Genomic DNA, 24,219 nt, shown 5'->3' with positions numbered 1-24,219 from the left:
GATGCGAATGCGTTATTTCCTCTGTCTGTGCCTCGCCCTATCCGCGCGCCTGTGCGCCGCCGAACCCGACCTGGCCCGCCAGGCCTGGTGGGGGAACGCGGTGTGCTATTCCGGATACCGGGAAGGCCAGGATCCCGACAAGGGTCTCTATCCCTCCCCCGCCCAGGTCCTGGAGGACCTGCGCATCCTCGACCGCAGGTGGAAGGTCATCCGCCTCTACGGCTCCGACCGCCACGCCGCCGACGTGCTGGAGGCCATCCGGGCCCACAAGCTGGGCCTGCGGGTCATGCTGGGCATGTGGCTCAGCGGCAAGCCCGGCAAGGCCCCCGAGAACGAGCGCCAGGTCGCCGAGGGCATCCGGCTGGCCAACGCCTACAAGGACGTCGTCGTGGCCGTGAGCGTGGGCAACGAGGCCCTGGTGGACTGGTCGGACCACAAGCTCACCGAACCGGTGGTGATCGCCTTCGTGAAGCGCGTGAAGGCCGGGGTGGCCTGCCGGGTCACCGTGGCGGACGACTTCCTGTACTGGGCCAAGGCCGGCAACCGCCTGGCGGAGCACCTGGACTTCATCACCCTGCACAGCTACCCCCTGTGGGGGAACCAGGACATCGACGAGGCCTTCGCCACGACCCTGGAGAAGTTCGCGGAAGTGCGGCGCGTCCATCCCGGGAAGACCATCGTCTTCGGGGAGGTGGGCTGGGCCACCTTCACCCAGGGCCCGCAGCACGCGCCCAGGGCCGGCAGCGAGGCCAAGCAGAAGCGCTACTTCGAGGAGATGAGCGCCTGGGCGAAGTCCATGGGCGTGACCACCTTCATCTTCGAGGCCTTCGACGAGCCCTGGAAGGGCGCGGGGACGGAAGGCCACTGGGGCCTGTTCTCGGTGGACCGCAAGGCCAAGCCGGCGGTCCTGGGCTGGTTCCCCGAGCTGCGCCCCGCGGGGCCCACCTCGCCGAGCTACGGGGAGCGGCCATGACCGGCGCCTGCGTCCCCCTTCAGCCCGCGGCCCCGGAAGTGGGCGGCGGCATCGTGGACCTTGACGGCGGGCGCTGGTTCCGCGTCTCCGGCCTGGACGGGATGCCCCCGTTCTTCATGAGCGTGGTGAGCGATTCCGACCACTGGCTGTTCGTGTCCAGCAACGGCGCGCTCACCGCCGGCCGGCGCGATCCGGACCACGCCCTGTTCCCCTACCACGCCGACGACCGCATCCACGACAGCCTGGAGCACACCGGAAGCAGGACCGTCGTGCGGGTGGCGCGGGACGGGCGCACCTGCCTGTGGGAGCCGTTCTCCGACCGCCACCAGGGCCTCTACCGCATCCGCCGCGACCTGCTCAAGAGCGTCCACGGCGACCGCATCGTCTTCGAGGAGACCAACGAGGACCTGGGCCTGGCCTTCCGGGTGTGCTGGATGACCAGCCACCGCTTCGGCTTCGTGCGCCGGTCCGAACTGGTGAACCTCGGCTCCGCGCGGGTTGAGGCCGACATCCTGGACGGAATCCAGAACGTCCTGCCCGCGCAGATCGGCTGGCGCTTCCAGTTGGAGTTCAGCACTTTGGTGGACGGCTACAAGCGCACCGAGCTCCTGCCCGGAACGGGCCTGGCCCTCTTCCGCCTGAGCTCCATCCCCGCCGACCGCCCCGAACCCAGCGAGGCCCTGCGGGTGAACACCGCCTGGAGCCTGGGGCTGGAAGCCCCGGTGCGGCTCCTCTCCACCGTCCAGCTCGCCGCCTTCCGCAGGGGGGAAGCCCTCGTGGAGGAGACGGACGTGTGCGGGCGCCGCGGCGCCTACCTGGTGAACGCCGCCCTGGCCCTCGAGCCCGGGACCTGCCGCGAGTGGTTCGTGGTGGCCGACCTGGCCCTGGACGCACCGGCGGTGGTGGCCCTGGAGGCACTCCTGGCCGGGGGCGGGGACCTGCGCGCGCAGCTCCTGGAGGACGTGGAGCGCGGCACCGAGGGCCTCCTGCGCCGGGTGGCCGGCGCCGACGGGCTCCAGGCCGGCGAGGACGAGCGCAGCGCCAGCCGCCACTTCTCCAACACCCTGTTCAACATCATGCGGGGCGGGATGCCCGGGCTGGGCACCCGCATCCCCCGGGACGACTTCCGGCGCTTCCTGGCCGCGTCCAACCGCGAGGTGGCCGCGCGCAATCAGGACGTCCTGGCAGCCCTGGAGGAGGCTCCCGGGCGCCGGGACTTCCTCGCGGCCCTGGAGGCCTGCGGGGACCCCGACCTGGAACGCCTGGGCCGGGAGTACCTGCCGCTGACCTTCAGCCGCCGCCACGGGGACCCCAGCCGCCCCTGGAACATCTTCTCCATCCAGGTGCGCGAGCCCGGCGGCTCCCAGCTCTACAACTACCAGGGCAACTGGCGGGACATCTTCCAGAACTGGGAGGCGCTGGCCTTCAGCTACCCCACCTTCCTGGAGGCCATGATCGCCAAGTTCCTGGCCGGCTCCACCGCCGACGGGCACAATCCCTACCGCGTCCTGCGGGAGGGCTTCGAGTGGGAGACCCACGACCCCCACGATCCCTGGTCCTTCATCGGCTACTGGGGGGACCACCAGGTGGTCTACCTCCTGCGGCTCCTGGAGGCCTCCGAGCGCACCTTCCCCGGCGCCCTGTCCCCGCTGCTGCACAGGCGGGTCTTCGGGTACCTCGACGTGCCCTACCGCATCAAGCCCTACGAGGACCTGCTGGCCGACCCCCACCGGACCATCGACTTCGACGCCGGGGCCCACCGTGCCATCCTGGCCCGGGCCGCGGCCCTGGGCGCCGACGGGCAGCTCCTGGCGGGACCGGACGGCCCGGTGCGGGCGGGCCTGGCCGAAAAGCTCCTGGTTGTGGCCCTGGCCAAGCTTTCCAACCTCATCCCCGGCGCCGGCATCTGGATGAACACCCAGCGGCCCGAGTGGAACGACGCCAACAACGCCCTGGTGGGCTACGGCGTCTCCATGGTCACCCTGTGCCACCTGCGCCGGTTCCTGGCCTTCTGCGGCGGACTCCTGGCCGGCGACGCCCCGGTGGCCCTGGAGGTGGCGGGGTGGTTCGGCGGCGTCGCCACGGCCCTGGAAGGGACCGCCCCGGAGGCGGCCGACACCGTCCCCGGCCGCAGGCGCATGCTGGACGCCCTGGGCCGCGCCGCCTCGGACTACCGGGAAGGCCTCTACGCCCGCGGACGCTCCGGCCTCCTCGCCCCGGTCTCAGCGGCGCGCCTGCGGTCCTTCTTCGCGGCGGCCCTGGGCCACCTCGACCACGCCATCCGCGCCAACCGCAGGGACGACGGCCTCTACCACGCCTACAACCTCATGCGGCTGGAGGTGGACGGCATCGCCATCCGGCGCCTGCAGCCGATGCTCGAAGGGCAGGTGGCCGCCCTGGGCGCCGGGGTGCTGTCGCCGGACGAGGCCGCCGGCCTCCTGGACGCCCTGCGCCGCAGTCCCCTGCGCCGGGAGGACGTGGACAGCTACCTGCTCTATCCCGACCGCGAGCTGCCGCGCTTCCTGGAGAAGAACATCCTCCCCCCGGACGCTCCCGCCCGGATCCCCCTGCTGGGGGCCCTGCTCGAGTCCGGCGACACCGCCATCGTGGCCCGGGACGTGAAGGGCAGGGTGCACTTCAACGCCGGCTTCCGCAGCCGGCGCGAACTGGAGGCGGCCCTGGGCGCCCTGGCCTGGGACGGTCCCGGCCGCGAGGAGGTGCTGGCCCTCTACGAGACGGTCTTCGACCACCAGTCCTTCACCGGCAGGTCCGGAACCTTCTACAAGTACGAGGGCCTGGGCTGCGTATACTGGCACATGGTGGCCAAGCTCCTCCTGGCCGCCGACGAGGCCCGGCGCGCCACGTCCCCGGACGATCCCGCCTTCCCCCGCCTCCAGCGCCACTGCCGGGAGATCCGGGAAGGCCTGGGCGTGCACCGGAGCCCCGCCCAGGTGGGCGCGATCCCCATCGACCCCTACTCCCACACTCCGGCCCAGGGCGGGGCGCAGCAGCCCGGCATGACCGGCCAGGTGAAGGAGGACTTCCTGTCCCGCTTCGGCGACCTGGGGGTGCAGGTGGAGGCGGGGCGCATCGTCTTCCACCCCGCGTGGATGCCGGAGGGGGAATTCCTGACTCGCCCCGCGGTCTTCCGGTATTTCGATCTGGAGGGCCGGTCCCGCACCTTGGGTCTGCCCGCAGGCTGCCTGGCCTATACGCTCTGCCAGGTCCCCGTGGTGGCCCAACGCGCCGGAACTCCGTCCTTGCGGATCCTCCTGGCCGATGGTTCCTTCCGGAGCTTCCCCGGGCTGTCCCTCGACCTTTCCACGAGCCGGGCCCTCTTCGACCGGACCGGGGAAGTGGAACGCATCGAGGTCGTGCTGGGAGTGTGATTCTCATGGCCGTGCTCGACCCCGGTTCCGGGCCTAGGGCAGGCCCAGCCGTTTCTTCAGCGCCGGCGCCGCCCCCCGGCTGATCTCCACGTCCAGTCCCCCCGCGAGCTTGACCTGCATGCGCCCCGAATCCAGGTTCCTCGCCCCCAGGATCGCCTCGGGGCGCAGGAGGAGGTGGCGGTGCCCGCGGATCAGGCCGCGGCCCTCCAGGGCCTGTTCGGCCTCGGCCAGGGTCTTCCAGAGGGTGCGCCACTCGCCCCCGGCGTGGGCCCACACGGCCCCGTCCTTGAACTCGAAATGGGAGGTCCGGGCCAGCTCCAGGAGGACCAGGCCTTCGCCGGCCTTCACGGGGTAGCGGAAGGGGCCCGCGGAGGGGGGCTTCGGGGGGCGGGCGGTCCTCAGGCGCTCGAGGGTCAGGGCCAGCCGTTCCTCCGTGACGGGCTTCAGGAGGTAGTCCAGGGCGGCGTGCTCGAAGGCCTTCACGGCGTGCTCGGCGAAGGCGGTGACCAGCACCACGGGCAGGCCTGCCTGGATTTCGGCCATGACCTCCAGGCCGGTGAGGCCGGGCATCTGCACGTCCAGGAACAGGGCATCCGCCGTGCCGCCGGCTTCCAGCCATTCCATGACGGCGAGGCCGTCCTCCAGTTCCGCCACGACCTGGCAGCCCTGGTCCTTCAGCAGCCGGACCAGGCGCTTGAGGTTGTAGGGCTCGTCCTCGGCCACGACGATGCGGAGCGGTTCAGGCACGGTCCCCTCCCGGCAGCTGGATGACAGCCCGGGTCCACTCGCCTTCCCGCCAGAGCCGGAAGGAGGTGGCGGGATCGGCTCCCAGCAGGGCCAGACGCTCCCTGAGGTTGCGCAGGCCGATGCTGTCCGGCGCGCCTTCGCCCGGGGGCCGGCCGGTGTTGGCCACTTCCAGCTCCAGTCCGCGGCCCCAGGGGCGCAGGCTGATGTGGAGCTCGCCTCCGGCGCGCTCGGGGCCGATGCCGTGCCTGACGGCGTTCTCCACCAGGGGCTGGAGGAGGAGGGGCGGCACTTCGCGGGCGTCCAGACCCGGATCCCAGGACCACCGGACCTGGAGGCGCCTGCCCAGGCGGAGCTGCTCCAGGGCCAGGTACTGCTCCACCACCTTCCGTTCCTGGGCCAGGGCCAGGGAGGCGCGGTCGCCCAGGTCCAGAAGGTGGCGCAGCAGGCCGGCCAGGTCCACCAGCACCTTCTCGGCGCCGGCGGGGTCCTCCCGGACCATCTCGGCCACGCCGCTGATGGCGTTGAAGAGCACGTGGGGATTCATCTGGTTCTGCAGGGCCTTCAGGCGGGCCTGGGCGGCGGCCTTCACGGCCCGGTCCTCGCTGCGTTCGGCCCGTTCCATCTGGGCCAGGACGCCCCCGAGGAGGACGGCGAAGCAGAGGTAGGCCGCCGCCAGGATCAGGAGCCTGGGCGGCAGGGCCCCCCCCATGGACCCGTGCATGCCCATGCCGCCCCGGCCCATCATGCCCCGGCCCATTCCGCGCGGGCCCATGGGCGGGGCGCCGGCGCCGAGCAGCACCAGAAGGAGGAAGGCGCAGGCCGCGTTGAAGGGGATGGCCTGGAGGAGACCCCGGAACGGCCCGGCCACGGCGTCCGCGGTGCCGGTCCACTGCCAGGGCAGGGGGGAGAGCACCAGGAAGAAGAAGCCCCAGGCGAAGGGCGCCAGGGCCTCCCCGTCCAGCGGGAGGCTCCCGGGCCCCAGGGCCCACCGGGTGAGGTTCCAGAGAAGGCCGAACACAAGGATGGCGCCCCAGGTGAGGGGGCGCCGGATCCTGTGGACGGTGGTCCTGAAAAGGTGCTCAGCCTGCATGATGAATCAGTCTAGTTCAGCGCATGCCCTGGGGACAGGCACCATTGCCGCGGCCCATGCCCCTGCCGTGACCCATGCCCCTGCCCATGCCGGGGCCTTCGCTCCAGCGCTTTTCCCACTGGGCCTTCTGCTCGGGGGTGAGGAGCTTCTCCATTTCCATGCGGTTGGCCTGGCGCGCTTCCAGGAGGGCGAAGCGGGCCTGGCTCTCCTTGTCGAAGAGGGCCTTGAGGTCGGCGCCGGGCTTGGCCATGGCCTGCCGGAGGGCGTCGTGGGCCTCCCGGACGGCCTTCCTCTTGGCTTCCATGTCGGGCCGGTGCTTGGCCTCCAGGGCGGCGAAGGCCGTCTTCTGGGCTTCCGTGACGCCCGGGAGGTTCGCGCAGACGCCGCCGCGCCGGCAGGACCCCGGTCCGCCCTGGGCCAGGGCGGGCAGGGCCATCAGGGCGAAGGCGCCGGCGCAGAGGATGAGGGTTCGGATGGATGTCTTCATGGTTGCCTCCAGGGTCCGGGGAACCTTGCCCCGTCCACAGCATTGGAGGCGCCTTTGGCCGGGAGGGCTGTCCGGGACGGTCGGGATGCACCGGGGAGGGATCGAACGACACGAAGCGGGGGTCGAATGACATGCGGATTGTTTTCCGGAATTCCTTCGGCACGGGACGGAGGTGGTCCTGCCCTGCAGGCCTTGACTCGGTTGTAGGCGCGCTTGATCTCGACGGCTTCCGCCATGAGTGGCGCCGCCAGCTGGAAGCCCCCCCGTTCCTTCCAGAAGGGCAGCTGCTCATGACGACCCACGTATTTCTGGGGGATCGGGCGCGAGCCGATCTCCACCGGCAGGCCATAGGCAGTCTCGACCAAACACCAGGTGAGGCTCGGACGGTTGGTTTTCATAGCCGGGCTCCGGACCGGGACCACGAAGTGCGGATAGGGTGGAGGGGATGTTCACCCGCTTTTTGGCCCACCAGCTTGCCCACCCTTCCGGCCTGTTCGGGCGCCTCGTCATGGCCCGCTGGCTCCGGAGCCACACCCGGTCCGTGAACGCCTGGGCCCTGGACCTGCTCGGGATGGGCCCGGGCGACCGGTTGCTGGAGATCGGCTTCGGGAGCGGGGACCTGCTGTTCGAGGTGCTGGACCGGGACCGCCAGGCCCGGGTTGCGGGCCTCGACCTGTCGGAGGCGATGGTCCGCGTGGCCTCGAAGCGGCTTCGCTCCTTTCTCCGGGAGGGGCGCTGCGAGCTCGCCCAGGGGTCCGTCGAGGCCATCCCCTTCGGCGATTCGGGCTTCTCCCGGCTGGTGAGCGTGAACGCCCTCTACTTCTGGCCCTCGCCCGCCTTGGCCCTGGCCGAATGCCGGCGGGTCCTGGCGGAGGGCGGGGTCCTCCTCCTGTGCTTCGACGCCAAGGCCAACCTGGAGCAGTGGGCGGGGCACCGCTTCGGGTTCCGGCTCTACGAGCCGCCCGAGGTCGAGGCCCTCCTGCGGGACGCGGGGTTCCAGGTCCTGGACCTGCAAAGCCGCTCCTTTCCGGGCTACGGGGAGGCACACTGCGTCCGGGCCCGGGCCGGATTCCGGGGGGGACAAACCTGACCGGTTGCCCGACAATGCTGGAATGCCCGAGACTCCAAGCGAACGCGCGCTGCCGACGTACCAGGACCTCCCCGTCTTCAACTGGTCCTGGCTCCTGGCGCGGTCCATGCTCTACAGCTCCTTCGGGCTGGGCATCAGCCTGGTGGTGGGGGTCAGCTTCCTGCTGGGGTCGGGGCGGTGGGCGCTGGGTGGGCTGCTGCTGCTGAACTACCTGCTCATCGGCGGGGGGTTCGCCCTGCGGTCGAGCATCAACCGGCGGCGCCACCTGGCGCGGGGCCGGCAGCGGCGGGAGATGGACGAGGCCCGCCGGGCCCGGCAGCGGGCCGAGCTGCGCCTCACGGTGCTGCAGGCCCAGGTGGAGCCGCATTTCCTCTTCAACACCCTGGCTTCGGTGCGGTCCCTGGTGCGCCAGGATCCGAAGCGGGCGGAGGCCACCATCGACGCCCTGGTGGGCTACCTGCGGGCGGCCATCCCGAGGCTCCGCCCGGACGACGGGGGCGCGGTGAGCACCCTCGAGGGGCAGTTCGCCATCTGCGAGAGCTACCTGAAGGTCATGAAGGTGCGGATGGGCGACCGCCTGTCCTACGGGGTGGACCTGCCGCCGGAGCTGGCCCAGACCACGTTCCCCGCCCTCATGCTCATCTCCCTGGTGGAGAACGCCATCAAGCACGGCCTGGAGTCCCGGCCGGGGCCGGGGCGGGTGGAACTGCGGGCGGACCGGCCGGAACCGGGCCGGGTGCGGGTGGTGGTGGCGGACGACGGCCTGGGCCTGGCGCCGGGGCTGGGCTCTGGCGTGGGGCTGGCCAACATCCGGGAACACCTGGCGACGCTCTACGGCGCCGAGGCTTCCCTGGAGCTCCAGGGCGGGGCCTCGGGGGGCGTGACGGCCACCATCCGGCTCCCGGAAAGGCGGGCGGCATGATCCGGGGCCTCATCGCGGAGGACGAGGAACCCCAGCGCCTGGAACTGGCGGGGCTGCTGCGGGAGGCGTGGCCGGAACTGGAGCTGGTCGCCGTGTGCGGGGACGGCCTCGCGGCCCTGGAGGCGCTGGAGGAGCACCGGCCCCAGGTGCTCTTCCTGGACATCCGCATGCCCGGGCTGAACGGCCTGGCCGTGGCCCGGGAGGTGGGGGCGCGGGCCCACGTGGTCTTCCTCACGGCCTACGACGAATATGCCGTCGCGGCCTTCGACGCCGGGGCCGTGGACTATGTCCTGAAGCCCGTCCTGCGCGAGCGCCTGGCCCAGGCGGTGGAGCGGGTCCGTGGGCGCCTGGAGCGGGACGCGCCGCCTCCGTCCATGGACGAGCTGCTGGAGCGGCTCATCACCCGCCAGCGGGAGGGCGGAAGGCGCCTGCAGTGGATCACCGCGGGCGCCGGCGACACGGTCAAGCTCTTCCCCATCGGGGACGTCATCTACTTCCAGGCCGACGAGAAGTACACCCGGGTGGCCACCCGGGAGGAGACCGCCCTCATCAGGGTCCCTCTGAAGGACCTGCTGGAGGGCCTGGACCCCGACCAGTTCTGGCAGGTGCACCGCTCGGTCATCGTGCGGGCCCCGGCCATCGAATATGCCAGGCGGGACGAACTGGGCCGGCTGCGCCTGAAGCTCAGGGGCCGGGACGAGCTGCTGCCGGTGAGCGCTGCCTTCCAGCACCGGTTCCGGGCCATGTGAGCCCGGGCGGGGACGAACCTTCCGCAGGGATGGACATTCCAGCCGGGAGGCCTGAACGCCATCCTCTTGCGGATTTCGCAGCGATATTGATTATGCAATTACAGAAATCCGACCACCCAACGAAGGACATGGAAAAGGCTGAAGCGTTCCTGAGGCCCATCACCATCATCCCGTTGGGACGGGAGGAATCGATGGACTGGGGTTTTATCGAAGCACGACTCCGAAAAGAGGGAACTCCGATCGAAGCCGAAGACGGCATGATTGGCGCCACCGCGCATAAGCATGACCTGACCCTTGTCACCGGAAATAGTAAACATTTTGGTCGGATCAAGGGGTTACGCATCGTTGATTGGGAACAACACCCACCCGAAGTCTGAACCCCTCTTGCGCTCCGGGACCGGCTCCTCGCTTCGTGGCGGTGGCGGGCCGTGACGGGGGCAGGTCCGTCGCGCCAGGGAGGGGTTCCATCCCGTGGGGAGGGGTGTCCGTCGCAATCCCCCGCGGGGCGGGCGGGGCATGACTAGGCTTGGGCCATCACCTTTCCCCGGGACGCCCCTTGAGAATCCTCCTCTCCCTCCTCCTCGCCCTGCCGCTCCTGGCGGGGGACACCCTGACCCTCGAGAACGCCGAACTCCGGATCACCTGGCGGAATCGCGACGCGGCCATCGAACAGGTGGAATGGAGGGCGGACCACGCCCGGTTCTTCCAGGGGCCGGGCCCGGGCGCCGCCGCGGCGGCCTTCGCGGGCGAGCCCGTGGTCGCGGACACGCCCCGGGGCCGGGAGGTCACCTTCGCCGGGGCCGGCGGCGCGCGGGTGGTCTACCTCCTGCCCGCCCAGGGGCACGTGCTGGAGCTGGTCGCCTCCACCGTGCCGCTGGAGCTCCTGCCCGCCCAGGCCGCGGGCCGGGTCTTCACCCTGGAGGACCGGCGCATCCACGCCGTGGCCTGGGCGGACATCGTGAAGGAGCCGTTCTTCGGGTTCCTGGGGGCCCGGCGCAAGGAACTGCCGCCGGCCGCGCCGCGCCTGGGCATGGACGCCGGGCCCTTCGCGGCCATCTGGCACCTGGCCTCGCCGCCCCAGCGCGGGCCCGGCGGGTACCTCCTGCCCCCGGGGGGCGCCGGGCGCCTCTACCTGGGGCCCAGGCAGGAATCCGCCCTGGGGGCGTTCGGGAAGCCCTTCACCCAGGTGCTGGACTACGGCTTCTTCGGTCCCCTGGGGAGGGCGCTGTACCTGGGCCTGAACCTGATCCACGCCGCGCTCCCGAACTGGGGGTGGACCCTCGTGGCGTTCTCGGCGCTGCTGCGCCTGCTGCTCTGGCCCCTGAACACGAAGTCCGTCGTGCAGGCGCTGCGGACCCGGGACCTGGAGCCCCACGTGAAGGCCCTCCAGGCCCGCCGGAAGGACGCCGGCGGCTCCCGGGCGGAGCAGCAGCAGGAGGTCATGGCCTTCTACAAGCAGAACGGCCACAACCCCATGGGCGGGTGCCTAGCCGCCCTCATCCAGATGCCCGTCTTCCTGGCGCTCTACAGCATGCTGGGCAACGTCTTCGAGCTGCGGAACGCGCCGTGGATGTTCTGGATCCGGGACCTGTCGGCGAAGGATCCCACCTATGTCCTGCCCATCCTGCTCTGCGTGGGCATGTTCGCCCAGCAGGCCGCGGCCCCGCCCGCCGGCGACCCGGCCCAGCGCCGCATGATGCTGGTGGTCCTGCCCGTGATGATGCTCTTCATGTTCGCGAGCCTGCCCGCGGGGCTGAACCTCTACTACCTGGTCTTCAATGGGGTGGGCATGATCCAGACCTGGTGGGTGACCCGCACCTACCGGTCCGGGCCGGTTGTTGCGATTGACATGCAATCACGTTGACCGATACTTCCGTATCCTGCAGGGAGGACATGGTCATGGTGGATTTCCGCGACAAGACGCCCCCGACGCGCTGCGCATGGTGCGGCTTCATCCGCATGGGCCAGGTCTGGCGCTCCGACCGGAGGGGGCTGAAGCTGGGCGGCTACCGCCACGCCATCTGCGAGAAGTGCCTGGGCGCCCATTTCCCCGGGGTCCAGCCCGCCCCCCGGGACTAGCCGAAGGTTTCCCGGGTACCTGGGAGAAGCAGCCTGGAAAGCGTATCTTTCTTTTTATCTGCTTTTATACCCGTCCATCCCCGGCTGGATACCGCCGGGGTGGGTCGGGAATGCCTGGGCTTGGTTCCGGTCTTGCCTCGGCATCATCCAGACACGGGTTTTGCCGAGGATGGAAAGGGATAAAAGCTGAAATACCAAAACCTAGCTTACCTGGCGCAGCCGGTGGTTGGGGCGTTGGGAGCAAGGCTGGTTCTGGATTTGCGCGACTAGGAAACCTTGACCCGGATCGAAAGCGCCTTCAGGGCCACGAGGTGCAGCAGCTGGCTCGCCGTCGCGCAGCAGTCCCCCAGGACGGTCACCTGGTAGGGCTCCGCGGCCCGGGAGATGGCGGTGTGGGTGACGCAGTTCTGGGTCATCATGCCCGCCACCACCAGCTCGGTGACGCCGAGGTCCCGCAGCGTGCGCTCCAGCGTGGTCTGGTGGAACGCGTCGGCGTGGTGCTTCACCACCACCGGCGCCTGCGGCGCGGCGGCGAGGATCCTGGGATGGATCCGGACCCCGGGCGTGCCTTCGTTGAAGAAGGGGGCCGGGCCCTCGGCGATGTGCTGGATGAGGATGACGGGGATGCCTTCCGCCGTGGCCTTGGCGATGGCTTCCACCACGTTGTCCAGGGCGGCCTCCGCGTTCCAGAGGGGATAGGCCCCTCCGGGGAAGTAGTCGTTCTGGACGTCGATGACCAGCAGGGCCTTGTTCATGGGTGTCTCCTTGGGCGGGCGCGCCGCAGGTCCAAGGTAGGACGCGGGGGTTGAACGATGGAGTGGCGGAAATGACAATCTTCGGGCTATAACTGACAGATCATGGCGACCCGCATCGGCATTCTGGACTATCCCGGCGCCCAGGCCTCGGCGGTGCTGGGCTTGAGGGATCTGCTGGAGGAGGCCTCCCGGCTCCACAAGCTGCGGGGCGGCGCGGGGCTGGACGTGGCCGTCCTGGCGGGTCTGCCGGCGCTGGACGCGCCCCTTACGGCCCTGGTCCTGCCCCCGGCCCTGGGGGGCGAGCCGGCTTCCGATCCCAAACGTCCGGCATGGCTGACGGCCCGCCACCGGGAGGGGACCCTCCTGTGCTCGGTGTGCATGGGCGCCATGCTGCTGGCCGAGACGGGGCTCCTGGCCGGCCGCCCCGCCACGACCCACTGGGGCCTGAGGGCCCGTTTCGCCGAGCGGTTCCCGGCCGTCCTCCTGGACACCGACCGCCTCGTCATCGACGACGGCGACCTCATGACGGCCGGAGGCCTGATGGCCTGGGTGGACCTGGGCCTGCGGCTGGTGACCCGCTTCCTGGGCCCCGAGGCCATGCTCGCCACCGCGCGCCAGCTCCTGGTGGACCCCGGGGGCCGGGAGCAGCGCTTCTACAGCACCTTCGCCCCGGTCCTCACCCACGGGGACCCGGCCATCCTGAGGGCCCAGGCCTGGCTGCAGGCGCACGGCGGCGGCAAGGTGGACGTGCCGGCCATGGCGGGGGCGGCCCGCCTGGGGGAGCGCACCTTCCAGCGCCGCTTCAAGCGGGCCACCGGGTTGAGACCGACGGAATACCTGCAGCACCTCCGGGTGGGCAGGGCCCGCGAGCTGCTGGAGCGGCCGGGCCTCGGCGTGGACGAGATCGCCTGGCGGGTGGGCTACGAGGACCCGGGCGCGTTCCGGAAGATCTTCCTGCGGCTGATGGGGCTGTCCCCGGGCGAGTACCGGCGGCGGTTCGGGACCGGCCCCTCCCGGGACGCCTAGGTCGAGGAACTACATGGAATTCCTGGGGGATATGGGGGGTACCACCCATACCGGGACGATGGCGCGGCCCCTATCCTGAGGGCGTCTTCAATGCCCAGCCCGCCTCCGGCCCCGGCTCCCGTCAAGGGCGTCCGCCAGGGGCCCACCCCTCTCTCCTGGAGGTTCCCGATGCGATCCGTCCTCGTCCGGAGGCTGGCGGGGCTCGCCGCCTTCGCCGTCTCCACCCTCGCGGCCCAATCCCCCGGCGTCAGCCCGGTGCTGACCAAATACGTGGACCTCCTCCCCGTCCCCCCGGTGGCCACCCCCGTGCACAAGGCCGGCCTCCCGGCCCTGGCCGACTACTACGAAATCGCCATGACCGAGCACAAGCACCAGTTCCATTCGGAGCTGGGGAAGGCCACGGTGTGGACCTACGGCCTCGGCGGCCAGCCCGGGGTCTACCTGGGGCCCACCATCGTGGCCCAGCGGGACCGTCCGGTGATCGTGAAGTGGATCAACAAGCTGCCCAACGACCCCGCCACCTTCCCCCTCCGGGATTCCATCGATCCCACGATCATGGGGGCGGACCTGCCCACGGGCCGGGCCATCCCCCACCTGCACGGCGGCAAGACCGCCGCGCGGTTCGACGGGACGCCCGAGCAGTGGTGGACGTCCACGGGCCAGAAGGGCGCGGCCTTCGTCTCGGATACGTTCATGTACACCAATGAGCAGCCCGCCACGCTCCTGTGGTACCACGACCACGCCATGGGTGCCACCCGGTTCAATCCCTACCTGGGCCTGGCCGCCGCCTACCTGATCTTCGACAAGGTCGACACCGGAACGGCCATCAACGGCCAGAAGGTGCCCTCGGGGGCCTACCACCTCCCCATCGTCCTCCAGGACAAGATCTTCAACCCCGACGGCACGCTGTACTACCCCACCCAGGGCAACAACGCCCTCCATCCCGTCTGGGTGCCCGAATTCTTCGGCGACACGCCGGTCATCAACGGCAAGGCCTATCCCCGGCTCAACGTGGAGCCCCGGCGGTACCGGCTCCGGCTGCTGAACGGGTCCCAGGCGCGCTTCTTCAACCTGGCCTTCGACCACGACGGCTCCCCGCTGGCCTTCCACGTCATCGGATCCGAACAAGGTCTCCTGCCGGCCCCCGTCCGCAAGACCTCCCTGCTCATCGCGCCCGGCGAACGGTTCGACGTGATCATCGACTTCTCACGTCTCCGCCAGGGCGCCCGCATCACCGTCACGAACGATGCGCCCGCGCCCTATCCCGACGGCGGCATGATGGAGATCCCCGAACTGATGCGCATCGTCGTGGACAAGCCCCTGGCCGGCCCCGATGCCACCGTGCCCGCGGCCCACCTGAAGCTCCCCCCGGTGCCCAGGCTGGCGCCCACCCGCGGCCTCGGGGCGCGGGAAATGGTCGGCGAGGAGACCGAAGACCCCGCCACCGGCACGCCTGTGGACATGAAGTTCAACGGCTACGGCTCCATGGATCCGACCACCGATTTCATCAAGGTGGGCACCACGGAGACCTGGGAGTGGATCAACCTGACGGGGGACGCCCACCCCATGCACGTGCACCTCATCGCCTTCCAGGTGCTGAACCGCCAGCCCTTCGATGCGGACGCCTACAAGGCCGCCTGGGACAGCTACCTGGCCGGAGGAAGGCAGCCCTCCCAGAAGCCGGACATCCGCCATTTCCTCACGGGCCCCGCCCAGGCTCCGGAACCGGAGGAGCTGGGCTTCAAGGACACGGTGAAGGCCTATCCGGGGTTCGTCACGCGCATCCGCGGCACCTTCGACGTGCCCTACACCTCCGCCCTGGACCTGGACTTCCGGAAGCGCTCCCTGGGCTCCTACGTCTATCACTGCCATATCCTCGAGCATGAGGAGAACGACATGATGAGGCCCTTCGAGGTCGTCTTCTGACGAAGGAGGGAAGGGGGCCGGAGCGATCCGGCTCCCTTTCCGTGGGGTCAGCCGTTCCTCCGGGTACGGCAGTCCTGGATGGCGGCGAGGATGGTGTCGACGGGATCGCTCTTGGAGACGAACCCCCGGGCCCCGGCCTCCAGCATCTCCCGGGTGATGTCGGGATCCTGGTGCATGGAGAGCCCGATGACGCAGATGCCAGGCAGTTCGGCCTGGAGGAGCCGCGTGGCCTCGATGCCGCTGATGCCCGGCATGTTGATGTCCATCAGCACCACCTCCGGGTGGTGCTGCCGGGCGAGCCGGAGGCCCTCGAAGCCGTCGCTGGCCTCGCCGACGACGTGGATGTGGCGCCGGCCTCCGAGGAGGCTGGAAAGCCCCTGCCTGACCACCTGGTGGTCATCCACGATCAGGAGGCGGATGCGGGTGTCCACCGGGACCTCCGGATGGGCGGGGCGCGGCGGCCGGGCCCCGGCGTCCGGGCGGGAGGCGGCTTCGGGTTCCTGCGCCCCGGCCAGGGGTTCCTCCAGGGGCACCATGAGGTGGAACTGGCTCCCCTGGCCGGGAGCGCTCTCGATCAGCATCCATCCGCCCAGGTGGGTCAGGCGCTCCTGGATGCTGAAGAGGCCCAGGCCGGTGCCGCTCCGCGCCGTCTTCGCCAGCTCCACGTCGAAGCCGGCGCCCGCGTCCTCGACGGTGGCCTCGAAGTGCGTGGCCGACTGCCGGACCCGGATCCGGGCCCGGGCCACCCGGGCGTGCTTGATCACGTTGAACAGCAGCTCGCGGATGGCGTCGAAGAAGAATTCCGTGAGGTGGGGCGGAAGGGGATGGAGGTCCTCCTCCATCTCGAGGTCCACGTCCAGGGCATGGCGTTCCTTCATGCGCTTGCCAAGCCAGGCGAGGGCCTGGGCGAGCCCCTTCTCGTGGAGGACCGCCGGGCTCAATTCGGCCGCGAGGTCGCGGGACGACTGGATGGCTTCGTCCATCAGGTCCTCCAGCTGGCGGCAGGATTCAAGGAATCCCTCCCCCTTCGGACCGGCGGCCAGGGCCCCGGCGCGCCACTTGGCGGCCACCAGGATCTGCTGCAGGTGGTCGTGGAGGACCTTCGCAAGGCGGCGCCGCTCGCGGTTGTCGGACTGCACAAGCTCCGACGCCAGGGCCCGGAGCATCCGGGTCCGGTCCTCCAGTTCCTGGCGGGCGCGGTCCCGCTCCGCCCGGGAACGGATGGTGAGGATCCCGGAGGCCAGATCGTTCGCGAGCTTGCCGAGCATGTCGGTCTCGACGGCCTTGAACCGCCCTGCCGCCGGGGAGAAGATCTCCAGGACGGCGCCGGTCCGGTCGCCGAAGCGCAGGGGGAATCCGAGGGCGTACCGGGCAGACCCCTTCGCCTGCTCCCGCAGGAGGACGGGTTCGGAGTCCAGGCAGGCCTGCCCGCCCAGGCAGCGTTCGCCGGTGTGGAGGCACCGGCCCGGCAGGCCGGTGTCGATGTCGCCCGGCGCATCGACGTACCGCAGGCAGGCCTTGGTGTAGCCGCCGATGGAAACGGCGATGCGGCAGATCTCCAGCACCAGTTCCTTCTCGTCCGTGGCCCGCACCAGCGCCTCGTTGCACGCGGAGATCACCCGGAGCAGGCGGTTGGCCTGGTCCAGGGCCGCCGTCCGTTCCGCGACCTTGTATTCGAGGCGCTCCTCGAGGTGCCTGCGGGCCGTCACGTCCAGGATCATGGGGAGCATGTACCTCGGGCCCTCGGCGCCATCCTGGAGCATCTTCAGGTTCAGGTGGCCCCACGCGACGGAGCCGTCCTTGCGGAGGTAGCGTTTCTCCACCTCATAGCGCTCCAGTTCGCCCGAGGCCAGCCGGGCCACCTGGGCGAGGTCCACGGGGCGATCGCCGGGATGGGTGACGTCCAGGTAGCCCATGGCCAGAAGTTCCTGCTCGGAGTAGCCCAGGAAGCGGCACAGGGCGTCGTTGACCTTGAGGAACCGGCCGCCGGGATCCACGATGGCCGTGCCGATGGGCGACTCGTCGAAGGTGCGCTGGAAGCGGCCTTCCGTGGCCTGGTGGGCGCGAACCTCGGCCTTCAGCCGCCCGTTGGCGTCCGCCAGTTCCCGGAAGACCATCTCGTAGGGCTGCTCCACGCCGTGCTGCACGATGGCCAGGTAGGTCAGGTAGTAGGTGAACACCTTGAAGTAGTGGCCCACCCGGTTGGCGAGGCCGTAGTTGCTCACGTAGAGGGTGAACATCACCTCGGTGAGGATCGCCAGCACCGTCGCGGCCAGGAGGGTCAGGTAGATGCTGCGGTGGAACCGCTCCCGGTTGCGGACCAGGAGGGCGGCGTCCACGGCGAGGACCGAGATGATGGCGTATTCGCTGAGGATCTTGAACCGGGTCTGGCCCTGGCCCGCCACGAAGCAGGCGGGGAAGACGCGCCACAGGAAGATGGCGGCGATCACCAGGGCCGTCACGGCCATGAAGGCGCTGAGCGTGAGCGCCGGGTTGGGCCGGCGCCCCGTGGTCAGGTAGGCGAAGCCGAGCAGGAGGGAGAGGCTCTCGATGAGCCGGGCCGCGACCCAGAGCTGGTTCGCCGCGAAGGGGTGCCCGGGGAAGGTGGGCATCCCGGTATACCCGATGGTGTGGAGCAGGTCGAGGAGACCCAGGGAGAAGTAGGCGATGCCGACGAACAGGAGGAAGCCGTTCCGGATGTATTTCCGGGCATTCCACGCGATGCTGAAGATCGAGCAGGCCACCACCACGCTGAACATCTCGGCCAGGGTGTGGAAGAGCAGATAGCTGGACCGGCTCGTCAGGTAGAGGCCGGCCACGACCGCACCGCCAAGGCCGAGTTTCCATCGCTGGTCCAGGACGAAGGCCACCAGGGGGTTGCCCGGGCCCGGGGCCCATTCGGACGGTTGGATTGAAGCCTCGCCTGCCGGCTGTTGCATCGCCTGCCTTTCGGGACGTTTCCTGCTCCGGGCGGCCTAGTTGGCCCGCTTCAGGGCCATGCCGCAGCCGCAGGTGCCGGGTTCGGCCGACAGCGTGTTGCAGGCGCAGGAGCCGCCGCAGTTGCAGAAGTACAGGCCCGTGCCCTTGAGCTCGACGGACTTGAGGGCCTGGCCGCAACCGCATTTCGTGGCGTCCTTGGCGTCGATCCTGCATTTGCATTTCTCGCCGCACATGCAGACGAGGGCGGTCGATCCCTCCACCTTGACCACGTGGCCCCCCTTCAGGGGCTTGCCGCAGGTGCAGTTCCCGGGCTTGATGGAGGCCGACGTGCAGTGGCAGTCCGGGCCGCAGGCGCAGGTGTACAGGACATCCGCCCGCGCGGCCTCCTTGGCGGGCTGGCCCTTGGGCGCCGCATGGGCGAACGCGGCGGAAGCCAGCAGGACCGAACCGCAGAGGACGAGGGATCGTATTGCGTTCATGGTCACTCCTTGCAGAGGCGGGGAAGACCTGGAGGGTTTTCCCGGAGGGTGGCAGGGGTGGGATGATGGATTTTGCAAAAAGCTACCATAGTCGGCGGGATTCCACCACGGGCAGAAACCTCCTGGATAGCGCCATTTGCCGCTTGCTTGCCAGGTGGTCGGCCATGCTCCGGAGGTCCCCCGGGCTCCCCGGATCCTGGGCCCGGAAGGCCGCCCCGGACCCGAAAATTTGCCTTCAACCCCTTGCCCCTCCGGTGGTAGGTTGACGCGTCGAATCGCCCCCCAGCCGGAGTCCCCTCCCCATGCCAGCCCTGGATCGGCTCGCCGAACGCCAGTTGATCGTCGTCACCGGCAAGGGCGGCACCGGCAAGACCACCCTTTCCGCTTTGCTGGGCCGGCTCCTGTCCCTGCGCGGGCTCCGCGTGCTCCTCCTGGAGGTGGATCCCCGGGAGAGCCTCCACCAGGCCCTGGGCACGGAGCCCTCCGGAGGCCGGGTGGTGGAGGCGGGCCGGGGCCTGCGCATCCAGAACCTGCAGCCGGAGGCCGTGATCGAGGCCCTGGTGCGGGAGAAGGTCCCCATCGGCTACCTTGCGAAGCTGGTCACGGAGAGCCCGGCCTTCCACACGTTCATCGAAGGGGCGCCGGGCCTGAAGGAGACGGCGCTGCTGGGCCACGCGTACCGGAGCCTGGAGGGGGCGGACATCGTGATCGTGGACGCGCCGGCAACCGGTCACAGCGCCGCGCTGCTGGCGGCGCCCGGGCTGCTGGCCGGGGCCGTCCGGGGGGGGCAGCTGGGAGCGATGGCGGCCGAACTGGCGGGGTTCCTGGCCGATCCGAACCGCTGCGGCGTGACGCTGGCCACCCTGGCCGAGGAGATGCCGGTGCAGGAGACCCTGGAACTCATCGAGCGGCTCCCGATGCGTCCGGAACTGGTGGTGGCCAACATGCTCTTCCCGCGGCTGCCCCGGGGGGCGGCCCAGGGGCTCTGGAAGGCCCGCCGGCGCCTCCACGAGGCGGAACTGGCCCGGCTGGCCGCGGCCTGGGACGGGCCCCTGCTGGAACTGCCCATGCTGGCCCTGGACCGGGGGCCCGAGCTGGTGGAGCGCCTGGCCTCCGTCTTCCTGGAGGTGGACCGGTGAGCGGGGAGCTGACGGTGGTGGTGGGGGCGGGCGGCGTGGGGAAGACCACCCTGGCCGCGGCCCTGGCCCTGGGGTCGGCCCGGGAGGGGCTGCGCACCCTGGTCATGACCTTCGACCCGTCCCTGCGCCTCAAGGACGCCCTGGGGGTGGGCGACGCCGCCCGGGACGACCCGGTGCCGGTGGTGGCGGGCCTGGACGCGGCCCTGCTGGACGCCCGGCGGACCTTCGATCGGCTGATCCGCGCCTACGCTCCGGACTCCATGGCCGCAAGGCGGATCCTCGCCAACCGCTTCTACCAGGACATGGCCGGCCACCTGGCGGGCATCCTGGAATACATGGCCATGGAGCGGCTCTTCGAGATGCGGGCCTCCCGCCGCTACGACCGGATCATCCTGGACACGCCCCCCACCCGCCAGGCCCTGGATTTCCTCCAGGCCCCCCAGCGGATGATGGACCTGGTGGACAGCAAGGCCATCCGTTTCGCCCTGGACCCCTGGTGGGACGACCCGGGCCACGGGAGCCTGCCCCTGCGCATCGCGGGACGGACGGCCCTGGGCCTTTCGGACCGGATCGTCGGGCGGCGCTTCCTGCTGGACGTGGTGGAGTTCATCCGGGCCTTCGCGCCGCTGTTCGAGGGTTTCCGGAGCCGCGCCCGGGAGGTGGGGGAGCTGCTCCGGGCCCCCGAGACCCGGTTCCTCCTGGTGACGGGGCCGGGCTCCGAGCGGGTGCCCGACGCCATGTTCTTCCTGCGCAGGCTGGAGGAGGCCGGACACCACCTCGGGCCCATCCTGGTGAACCCCGTGACCCCGGATCCGGGCCCCGGGGCGGGGGAGGGGGTGGTCCTGCTGCGCCACCTGGCGGACCGGGACCGGCGGGGCCTGGCCCTCCTGCAGCGGCTTTTCCCCGGCGAGCGCCGGATCCTCCCCGTGGCCCTGGAACCCTCGCCCCCGGCGGATCTGCCGTCCCTGGAGCGGCTCTACGGAAAGCTGGCGGAGAACCGGGCTTTTTTGCCGCAATGCGGTATATTTGGGGCGTACGGTAAGGGGTCGTGATGATCCGCCTCATCAAACGGTACGGCGGCACCAGCCGGAAGCTCTACGACACCGAGGAGAGCCGCTACGTCTCCCTGGAGGAGCTTTCCGCCTGGATCCGGGCCGGCCAGGAGCTCCAGGTGGCCGACAGCGCCACCGGGGAGGACGTCACCGCCCAGACCCTCGCCCAGAGCATCTACGAGGACCAGCGGGGCGGGCACGCCCTCCTCTCCGGGGACCTCCTCCACCAGATCATCCGCCGGGGGAACCAGGCCCTGGCGGAGGGGTTCGGGCAGGTCCAGGCCAAGGTGGACCGCATGCTCCGAACGTCCGTGGACCGGATCCAGGCCGTGAGCGGGGCACGGGAGGACATCACCCGGCTCCGCCAGCGCCTGGCCGAACTGGAGGCCGCCCTGGCCGATCTGGAGGCCCGCGCCGGGCGCCGCACGAAACGGAGACGACCCAGCTGACCCAAACCGCCGGCCCTTGCGCCGGATGAAAGGAGAGTGGGTATGGTTACCAGGAAGAAGGCACAAGCTCCCACCGGCCTGAAGGGCACCGCCAACGACATCTGGCTGGCGGGCCTGGGCGCGTTCAATCTCGCCGGCGAGGAGGGCGGTAGGATCTTCAAGGCGCTCGTCAAGCGCGGCCGCGAGCAGAAGAAGACCAACGCGGAGTGGATGGCGGGCCTGCAGGAACGCACCGACGGCCTGAAGGAGGACGCCAAGGGCCTCCTGGAGCGGGTCGCCGCCCCCATCGAGGACGGCCTCGCCGCCGCCATGCAGCGGCTGGGCGTGCCCACCCGCAGCGAGATCATCAACCTCACCCACCGGGTGGAAGCCCTCACCCGGAACGTGAGCAAGGCCGCGCCCAAGGCCGCTCCGAAGCCCAAGCCCAAGGCCAAGGCACGGCCCAAGGCCAAGGCCCAGGCCCCCACCGCCTGATCCGGCCATGGCCCCGCCCCGCCGCACGAAAGCGCGGAAGGTGGGCCTTGCCCTGGCTTCCGGGGGACTGCTGGGGGGCGTCTACGAGGTGGGCGCCCTCCGCGCCCTGGAGACCTATGTCCAGGGCCTCGACCTCAACCGCATGGACGTCTACGTCGGCGTCAGCGCCGGCGCCTTCGTGGGCTCCCACCTCGCCAACGGGATCACGGTGGCCGAGATGGTCCAGGGGATCCGGGCCGAACCGGAGGAGGACGGGCTCTTCGACGCCTCCATCTTCTTCCGGCCCGCCCTGCGGGAGCTGCGCAGGCGGGGGCTGAAGCTGCCCTGGGTGGTGGCGGACGTGGTCAGGCAGATGCTCACCGGCGACGCCTCCTTCCTGGGGGGCCTGGAGGGCCTCGGGGCCTCGCTCCCGGTGTGCCTGTTCGACAACGAGCCCATCCAGGCCTACCTCCACCGGCTCTTTTCCGCGCGGGGGCGCACCGACGATTTCCGCAGGCTGCCCCGAAGGCTGTTCGTGGTGGCCACGGACCTGGAGACGGGCTCGGCCATGGTCTTCGGGTCCAAGGGGCTGGACCACGTCCCGATCTCCCGGGCGGTGCAGGCCAGCAGCGCCGTCCCCGGCCTCTACCAGCCCGTGGACGTGGAAGGCCGGGTCTGCGTGGACGGCGTGCTGCTCAAGACCGTCCATTCCACCGTCGCCCTGCGGGAGGGCGCGGACCTGCTGCTGTGCGTGAACCCGCTGGTGCCCATGGACACGGGCTCCCGGGACGCCCGGGAGGTCCTGGGGCGCCGGGCGGTGCAGAAGGGGGGCCTGCCGGCGGTGCTGGGGCAGAGCTTCCGGATCCTCATCCATTCGCGGGTGGGCCTGGGCATGGAGCGGGCCGCCCAGGCGTTCCCCGGCGCGGACCTGGTGATGTTCCAGCCCCGGGCCACGGAGCACCGGCTCTTCACCAACCTGTTCCGGCTGCACTCCCGCCACAAGGTGTGCGAGATCGGCTTCGACCAGACCCGCCTGGACCTGTGGACGCGGCGGGAGGCCCTGGGGCCGGTCTTCGCGCGCAACGGGCTGGAATTGCGGGAGGACCTGCTGGCCGAGGCCGGGCGCAGCGTGTGGGACGGCCTGGAGCCCCGCCGGGCCCCCCGGGTGGCCCTGCGGCTGGATGAGGCCCTGCGCGCGCTGGAGGGGAGCCTCAAAGGCTGCTGAGCGACTCGAACTCCTCCTCGAAGGCCCGCACCAGGACCGAAGGGTCCGGCACCAGGGCCTCGTCGGCGATGATGCCCACCTGCACCCGGCCCGAGAAGCTGAGGATGGAGATCCCGATGCCGATGCGGGCGCGCTGGGGCACCCAGAAGATCATGGACCGGACCCGGCTCCCGGCCAGGGTCACCTCGCCCCGGGGCCCGGTGACGTTGGTGACCACGGCGGTGCATTTGTTGGCCAGGAAGTCGATGAGGCCCCTGCTCATGCGGTCCGGCAGGAGCGCGAGGGCGGCCCGTTGCAGCCCGTAGATGGCCCTGGGCACCGCGGAACCCTTCACACGGTCCATGCTGGCCTTCACCTCCAGGATCCGCCGGGCGCGGACCCCGGGGCCGGCCGGCAGCTCCAGGGGCACGGGGGCGAAGTGGTTGTCGCACAGGAGGGGCGCGCCCGGGGCCCGCACGTTCATGGGCATGGATACCAGGAACCGGGACGGCGGGGGGTCGCCGTGGTCCTCCAGGTAGTGGGAGAAGGCCGCCGAGACGGAGGCCATCAGCACGTCGTTGACCGTTGCCCCGATGGCCTGCCGGGCCCGCTTGACCACCGCCAGATCCATGGGCCGGGTCCAGGCCACGTGCTTGTGCCCCGAGAGCGCCGGGCCGTGCATGGGGCTGTGGTCCGGGTGCCAGGCCAGGCGGCGCAGGAGGATGCCCGGCGCCGCGAGCGGGACCGCCGCGGCCCGCAGGAAGCCGCCCCGGTCGGGCGGGACCTTGGCCGGAGGCTTGCCGTCGATGGGCTCGTCCACCAGGGCGAAGAGGAGGGACACGAGGGCCTCGCCGTCCCCGATGCTGTGGTGGACCCGCACCAGCAGCGCCGTGGTCCCGGGTTCGTAGCCGTCCATCACCCGGATCGACCACCGGGGATGGGCCCCGTCCAGTTCGCGCCCCGCCTCGTGGCCCACATAATCCTGGAAGGCCTCCTGGCTCTCCAGGGCCACGCGGTCCTCCACGATGTGGCGGTCCAGGTCGAAGTCCGGGTCCCGCTCCCAGTACTGCCGGTGGCCCCCGCCCGTGATCCGGCACCGCAGCCGCTCGAAGCGCGGGGCCTCCGGGCCCTCGAGGATGCGCCTCCGGAAGGTGGCCCGGAGGTCCGCGGCCTCCAGGCGGTCCGCGAGGAGCACGGCGTTGATCACCATCCGGTTGCAGGCCGAGTCCTGAAGCCAGATGGCATCGTTGGAGGCGACGGGTTCGCGCAT

Annotated in this window: 22 protein-coding genes; 15 read left to right on the top strand and 7 right to left on the bottom strand. The window is 70.7% G+C overall.

The window, feature by feature from the left end; translation table 11 throughout:
- Positions 1 to 7: 7 nt before the first annotated feature.
- Together ACZ5MC_RS17695 and ACZ5MC_RS17690 are read left to right on the top strand one after the other, a co-directional pair.
- Positions 8 to 973 (top strand): glycosyl hydrolase family 17 protein, encoded by a 966-nt coding sequence (locus ACZ5MC_RS17695; protein ID WP_306601808.1) that lies wholly within the window; start codon positions 8 to 10, stop codon positions 971 to 973.
- Positions 970 to 4,362 carry a hypothetical protein gene (locus ACZ5MC_RS17690; RefSeq protein ID WP_464516393.1) on the top strand — a complete coding sequence of 1,131 codons (3,393 nt, stop codon included), beginning with the start codon at positions 970 to 972 and terminating at the stop codon, positions 4,360 to 4,362. The genes ACZ5MC_RS17695 and ACZ5MC_RS17690 overlap by 4 nt, the downstream gene beginning before the upstream one ends.
- 33 nt (positions 4,363 to 4,395) lie before the next feature.
- Here ACZ5MC_RS17690 and ACZ5MC_RS17685 read toward each other — a convergent pair whose 3' ends face one another.
- Genes ACZ5MC_RS17685 through ACZ5MC_RS17675 form a run of 3 tightly spaced genes read right to left on the bottom strand, consistent with a single transcriptional unit; the run spans position 4,396 to position 6,686 of the window.
- Positions 4,396 to 5,109, bottom strand: a complete 714-nt coding sequence (locus tag ACZ5MC_RS17685) for a LytR/AlgR family response regulator transcription factor (RefSeq protein WP_306601806.1) — start codon at positions 5,107 to 5,109, stop codon at positions 4,396 to 4,398.
- Entirely contained in the window at positions 5,102 to 6,199 is a 1,098-nt protein-coding gene (locus tag ACZ5MC_RS17680; protein ID WP_306601805.1) for a sensor histidine kinase, read from the bottom strand. Before ACZ5MC_RS17680 ends, ACZ5MC_RS17685 begins: the two co-directional genes overlap by 8 nt.
- Before the next feature lie 16 nt (positions 6,200 to 6,215).
- Positions 6,216 to 6,686: a Spy/CpxP family protein refolding chaperone gene (locus ACZ5MC_RS17675; protein WP_306601804.1), complete on the bottom strand. Its 471-nt coding sequence runs from the start codon at positions 6,684 to 6,686 to the stop codon at positions 6,216 to 6,218.
- 445 nt (positions 6,687 to 7,131) lie between these two features.
- On the opposite strand from ACZ5MC_RS17675, the gene ACZ5MC_RS17670 reads away from it, so the two are divergent.
- From ACZ5MC_RS17670 to ACZ5MC_RS17645, 6 genes are all read left to right on the top strand, one after another.
- Positions 7,132 to 7,776 (top strand): class I SAM-dependent methyltransferase, encoded by a 645-nt coding sequence (locus ACZ5MC_RS17670; RefSeq protein ID WP_306601802.1) that lies wholly within the window; start codon positions 7,132 to 7,134, stop codon positions 7,774 to 7,776.
- Between the two features lie 22 nt (positions 7,777 to 7,798).
- Positions 7,799 to 8,698 (top strand): sensor histidine kinase, encoded by a 900-nt coding sequence (locus ACZ5MC_RS17665; RefSeq protein WP_306601801.1) that lies wholly within the window; start codon positions 7,799 to 7,801, stop codon positions 8,696 to 8,698.
- On the top strand, positions 8,695 to 9,447 hold the full coding sequence (locus tag ACZ5MC_RS17660) for a LytR/AlgR family response regulator transcription factor (RefSeq protein WP_306601800.1): 753 nt from the start codon (positions 8,695 to 8,697) through the stop codon (positions 9,445 to 9,447). The genes ACZ5MC_RS17665 and ACZ5MC_RS17660 overlap by 4 nt, the downstream gene beginning before the upstream one ends.
- Positions 9,448 to 9,476: 29 nt before the next feature.
- Positions 9,477 to 9,824, top strand: coding sequence for a type II toxin-antitoxin system VapC family toxin (locus tag ACZ5MC_RS17655; RefSeq protein WP_464516392.1), 348 nt, complete (start codon positions 9,477 to 9,479; stop codon positions 9,822 to 9,824).
- A gap of 179 nt (positions 9,825 to 10,003) precedes the next feature.
- Positions 10,004 to 11,311 carry a membrane protein insertase YidC gene (gene yidC, locus ACZ5MC_RS17650; protein ID WP_464516391.1) on the top strand — a complete coding sequence of 436 codons (1,308 nt, stop codon included), beginning with the start codon at positions 10,004 to 10,006 and terminating at the stop codon, positions 11,309 to 11,311.
- Positions 11,312 to 11,340: 29 nt separating this feature from the next.
- Positions 11,341 to 11,526 (top strand): hypothetical protein, encoded by a 186-nt coding sequence (locus ACZ5MC_RS17645; protein ID WP_306601797.1) that lies wholly within the window; start codon positions 11,341 to 11,343, stop codon positions 11,524 to 11,526.
- Between the two features lie 266 nt (positions 11,527 to 11,792).
- Here the strand turns inward: ACZ5MC_RS17645 and ACZ5MC_RS17640 are convergent, their stop codons facing one another.
- Complete coding sequence (locus ACZ5MC_RS17640) at positions 11,793 to 12,281, bottom strand: cysteine hydrolase family protein (RefSeq protein WP_464516390.1); 489 nt, start codon at positions 12,279 to 12,281, stop codon at positions 11,793 to 11,795.
- A gap of 102 nt (positions 12,282 to 12,383) precedes the next feature.
- Between ACZ5MC_RS17640 and ACZ5MC_RS17635 the strand changes: the two genes are divergently transcribed.
- Both ACZ5MC_RS17635 and ACZ5MC_RS17630 read left to right on the top strand, forming a co-directional pair.
- Positions 12,384 to 13,307 (top strand): GlxA family transcriptional regulator, encoded by a 924-nt coding sequence (locus ACZ5MC_RS17635; RefSeq protein WP_464516389.1) that lies wholly within the window; start codon positions 12,384 to 12,386, stop codon positions 13,305 to 13,307.
- Positions 13,308 to 13,475: 168 nt separating this feature from the next.
- Positions 13,476 to 15,233, top strand: coding sequence for a multicopper oxidase family protein (locus tag ACZ5MC_RS17630; RefSeq protein WP_464516388.1), 1,758 nt, complete (start codon positions 13,476 to 13,478; stop codon positions 15,231 to 15,233).
- 47 nt (positions 15,234 to 15,280) lie between these two features.
- On the opposite strand, the gene ACZ5MC_RS17625 is transcribed toward ACZ5MC_RS17630, so the two are convergent.
- Positions 15,281 to 18,052, bottom strand: coding sequence for an MASE3 domain-containing protein (locus ACZ5MC_RS17625; protein WP_464516387.1), 2,772 nt, complete (start codon positions 18,050 to 18,052; stop codon positions 15,281 to 15,283).
- A gap of 156 nt (positions 18,053 to 18,208) precedes the next feature.
- Positions 18,209 to 18,652: a hypothetical protein gene (locus ACZ5MC_RS17620; RefSeq protein ID WP_306601792.1), complete on the bottom strand. Its 444-nt coding sequence runs from the start codon at positions 18,650 to 18,652 to the stop codon at positions 18,209 to 18,211.
- A gap of 302 nt (positions 18,653 to 18,954) precedes the next feature.
- Between ACZ5MC_RS17620 and ACZ5MC_RS17615 the strand changes: the two genes are divergently transcribed.
- The 5 genes from ACZ5MC_RS17615 to ACZ5MC_RS17595 are packed head-to-tail and all read left to right on the top strand — an operon-like array spanning position 18,955 to position 22,970.
- On the top strand, positions 18,955 to 19,791 hold the full coding sequence (locus tag ACZ5MC_RS17615; RefSeq protein ID WP_464516386.1) for an ArsA-related P-loop ATPase: 837 nt from the start codon (positions 18,955 to 18,957) through the stop codon (positions 19,789 to 19,791).
- Positions 19,788 to 20,843 (top strand): ArsA family ATPase, encoded by a 1,056-nt coding sequence (locus ACZ5MC_RS17610; protein ID WP_464516385.1) that lies wholly within the window; start codon positions 19,788 to 19,790, stop codon positions 20,841 to 20,843. Before ACZ5MC_RS17615 ends, ACZ5MC_RS17610 begins: the two co-directional genes overlap by 4 nt.
- On the top strand, positions 20,843 to 21,292 hold the full coding sequence (locus ACZ5MC_RS17605) for a polyhydroxyalkanoate synthesis regulator DNA-binding domain-containing protein (RefSeq protein ID WP_306601788.1): 450 nt from the start codon (positions 20,843 to 20,845) through the stop codon (positions 21,290 to 21,292). Before ACZ5MC_RS17610 ends, ACZ5MC_RS17605 begins: the two co-directional genes overlap by 1 nt.
- A 42-nt stretch (positions 21,293 to 21,334) precedes the next feature.
- Positions 21,335 to 21,766 carry a phasin family protein gene (locus ACZ5MC_RS17600; RefSeq protein WP_306601787.1) on the top strand — a complete coding sequence of 144 codons (432 nt, stop codon included), beginning with the start codon at positions 21,335 to 21,337 and terminating at the stop codon, positions 21,764 to 21,766.
- A 7-nt stretch (positions 21,767 to 21,773) separates the two neighbouring features.
- Positions 21,774 to 22,970, top strand: a complete 1,197-nt coding sequence (locus ACZ5MC_RS17595; RefSeq protein WP_306601786.1) for a patatin-like phospholipase family protein — start codon at positions 21,774 to 21,776, stop codon at positions 22,968 to 22,970.
- Here ACZ5MC_RS17595 and ACZ5MC_RS17590 read toward each other — a convergent pair.
- Positions 22,957 to 24,219, bottom strand: a complete 1,263-nt coding sequence (locus ACZ5MC_RS17590) for a WS/DGAT domain-containing protein (protein ID WP_306601785.1) — start codon at positions 24,217 to 24,219, stop codon at positions 22,957 to 22,959. The genes ACZ5MC_RS17595 and ACZ5MC_RS17590 overlap by 14 nt on opposite strands.

It is taken from the genome of Mesoterricola sp. JemC181, assembly GCF_055384585.1.
This window is presented reverse-complemented; position numbering and strand designations above follow the sequence as displayed.

Bases quoted from the DNA above. Each gene is read 5' to 3' on its own strand.
- ACZ5MC_RS17695 (WP_306601808.1), top strand. From the start codon at position 8: ATGCGTTATTTCCTCTGTCTGTGCCTCGCCCTATCCGCGCGCCTGTGC.
- ACZ5MC_RS17690 (WP_464516393.1), top strand. From the start codon at position 970: ATGACCGGCGCCTGCGTCCCCCTTCAGCCCGCGGCCCCGGAAGTGGGC.
- ACZ5MC_RS17680 (WP_306601805.1), bottom strand. From the start codon at position 6,199: ATGCAGGCTGAGCACCTTTTCAGGACCACCGTCCACAGGATCCGGCGC.
- ACZ5MC_RS17675 (WP_306601804.1), bottom strand. From the start codon at position 6,686: ATGAAGACATCCATCCGAACCCTCATCCTCTGCGCCGGCGCCTTCGCC.
- ACZ5MC_RS17670 (WP_306601802.1), top strand. From the start codon at position 7,132: ATGTTCACCCGCTTTTTGGCCCACCAGCTTGCCCACCCTTCCGGCCTG.
- ACZ5MC_RS17665 (WP_306601801.1), top strand. From the start codon at position 7,799: ATGCCCGAGACTCCAAGCGAACGCGCGCTGCCGACGTACCAGGACCTC.
- ACZ5MC_RS17660 (WP_306601800.1), top strand. From the start codon at position 8,695: ATGATCCGGGGCCTCATCGCGGAGGACGAGGAACCCCAGCGCCTGGAA.
- ACZ5MC_RS17655 (WP_464516392.1), top strand. From the start codon at position 9,477: ATGGACATTCCAGCCGGGAGGCCTGAACGCCATCCTCTTGCGGATTTC.
- ACZ5MC_RS17645 (WP_306601797.1), top strand. From the start codon at position 11,341: ATGGTCATGGTGGATTTCCGCGACAAGACGCCCCCGACGCGCTGCGCA.
- ACZ5MC_RS17640 (WP_464516390.1), bottom strand. From the start codon at position 12,281: ATGAACAAGGCCCTGCTGGTCATCGACGTCCAGAACGACTACTTCCCC.
- ACZ5MC_RS17635 (WP_464516389.1), top strand. From the start codon at position 12,384: ATGGCGACCCGCATCGGCATTCTGGACTATCCCGGCGCCCAGGCCTCG.
- ACZ5MC_RS17630 (WP_464516388.1), top strand. From the start codon at position 13,476: ATGCGATCCGTCCTCGTCCGGAGGCTGGCGGGGCTCGCCGCCTTCGCC.
- ACZ5MC_RS17620 (WP_306601792.1), bottom strand. From the start codon at position 18,652: ATGAACGCAATACGATCCCTCGTCCTCTGCGGTTCGGTCCTGCTGGCT.
- ACZ5MC_RS17615 (WP_464516386.1), top strand. From the start codon at position 18,955: ATGCCAGCCCTGGATCGGCTCGCCGAACGCCAGTTGATCGTCGTCACC.
- ACZ5MC_RS17605 (WP_306601788.1), top strand. From the start codon at position 20,843: ATGATCCGCCTCATCAAACGGTACGGCGGCACCAGCCGGAAGCTCTAC.
- ACZ5MC_RS17600 (WP_306601787.1), top strand. From the start codon at position 21,335: ATGGTTACCAGGAAGAAGGCACAAGCTCCCACCGGCCTGAAGGGCACC.
- ACZ5MC_RS17595 (WP_306601786.1), top strand. From the start codon at position 21,774: ATGGCCCCGCCCCGCCGCACGAAAGCGCGGAAGGTGGGCCTTGCCCTG.
- ACZ5MC_RS17590 (WP_306601785.1), bottom strand. From the start codon at position 24,219: ATGCGCGAACCCGTCGCCTCCAACGATGCCATCTGGCTTCAGGACTCG.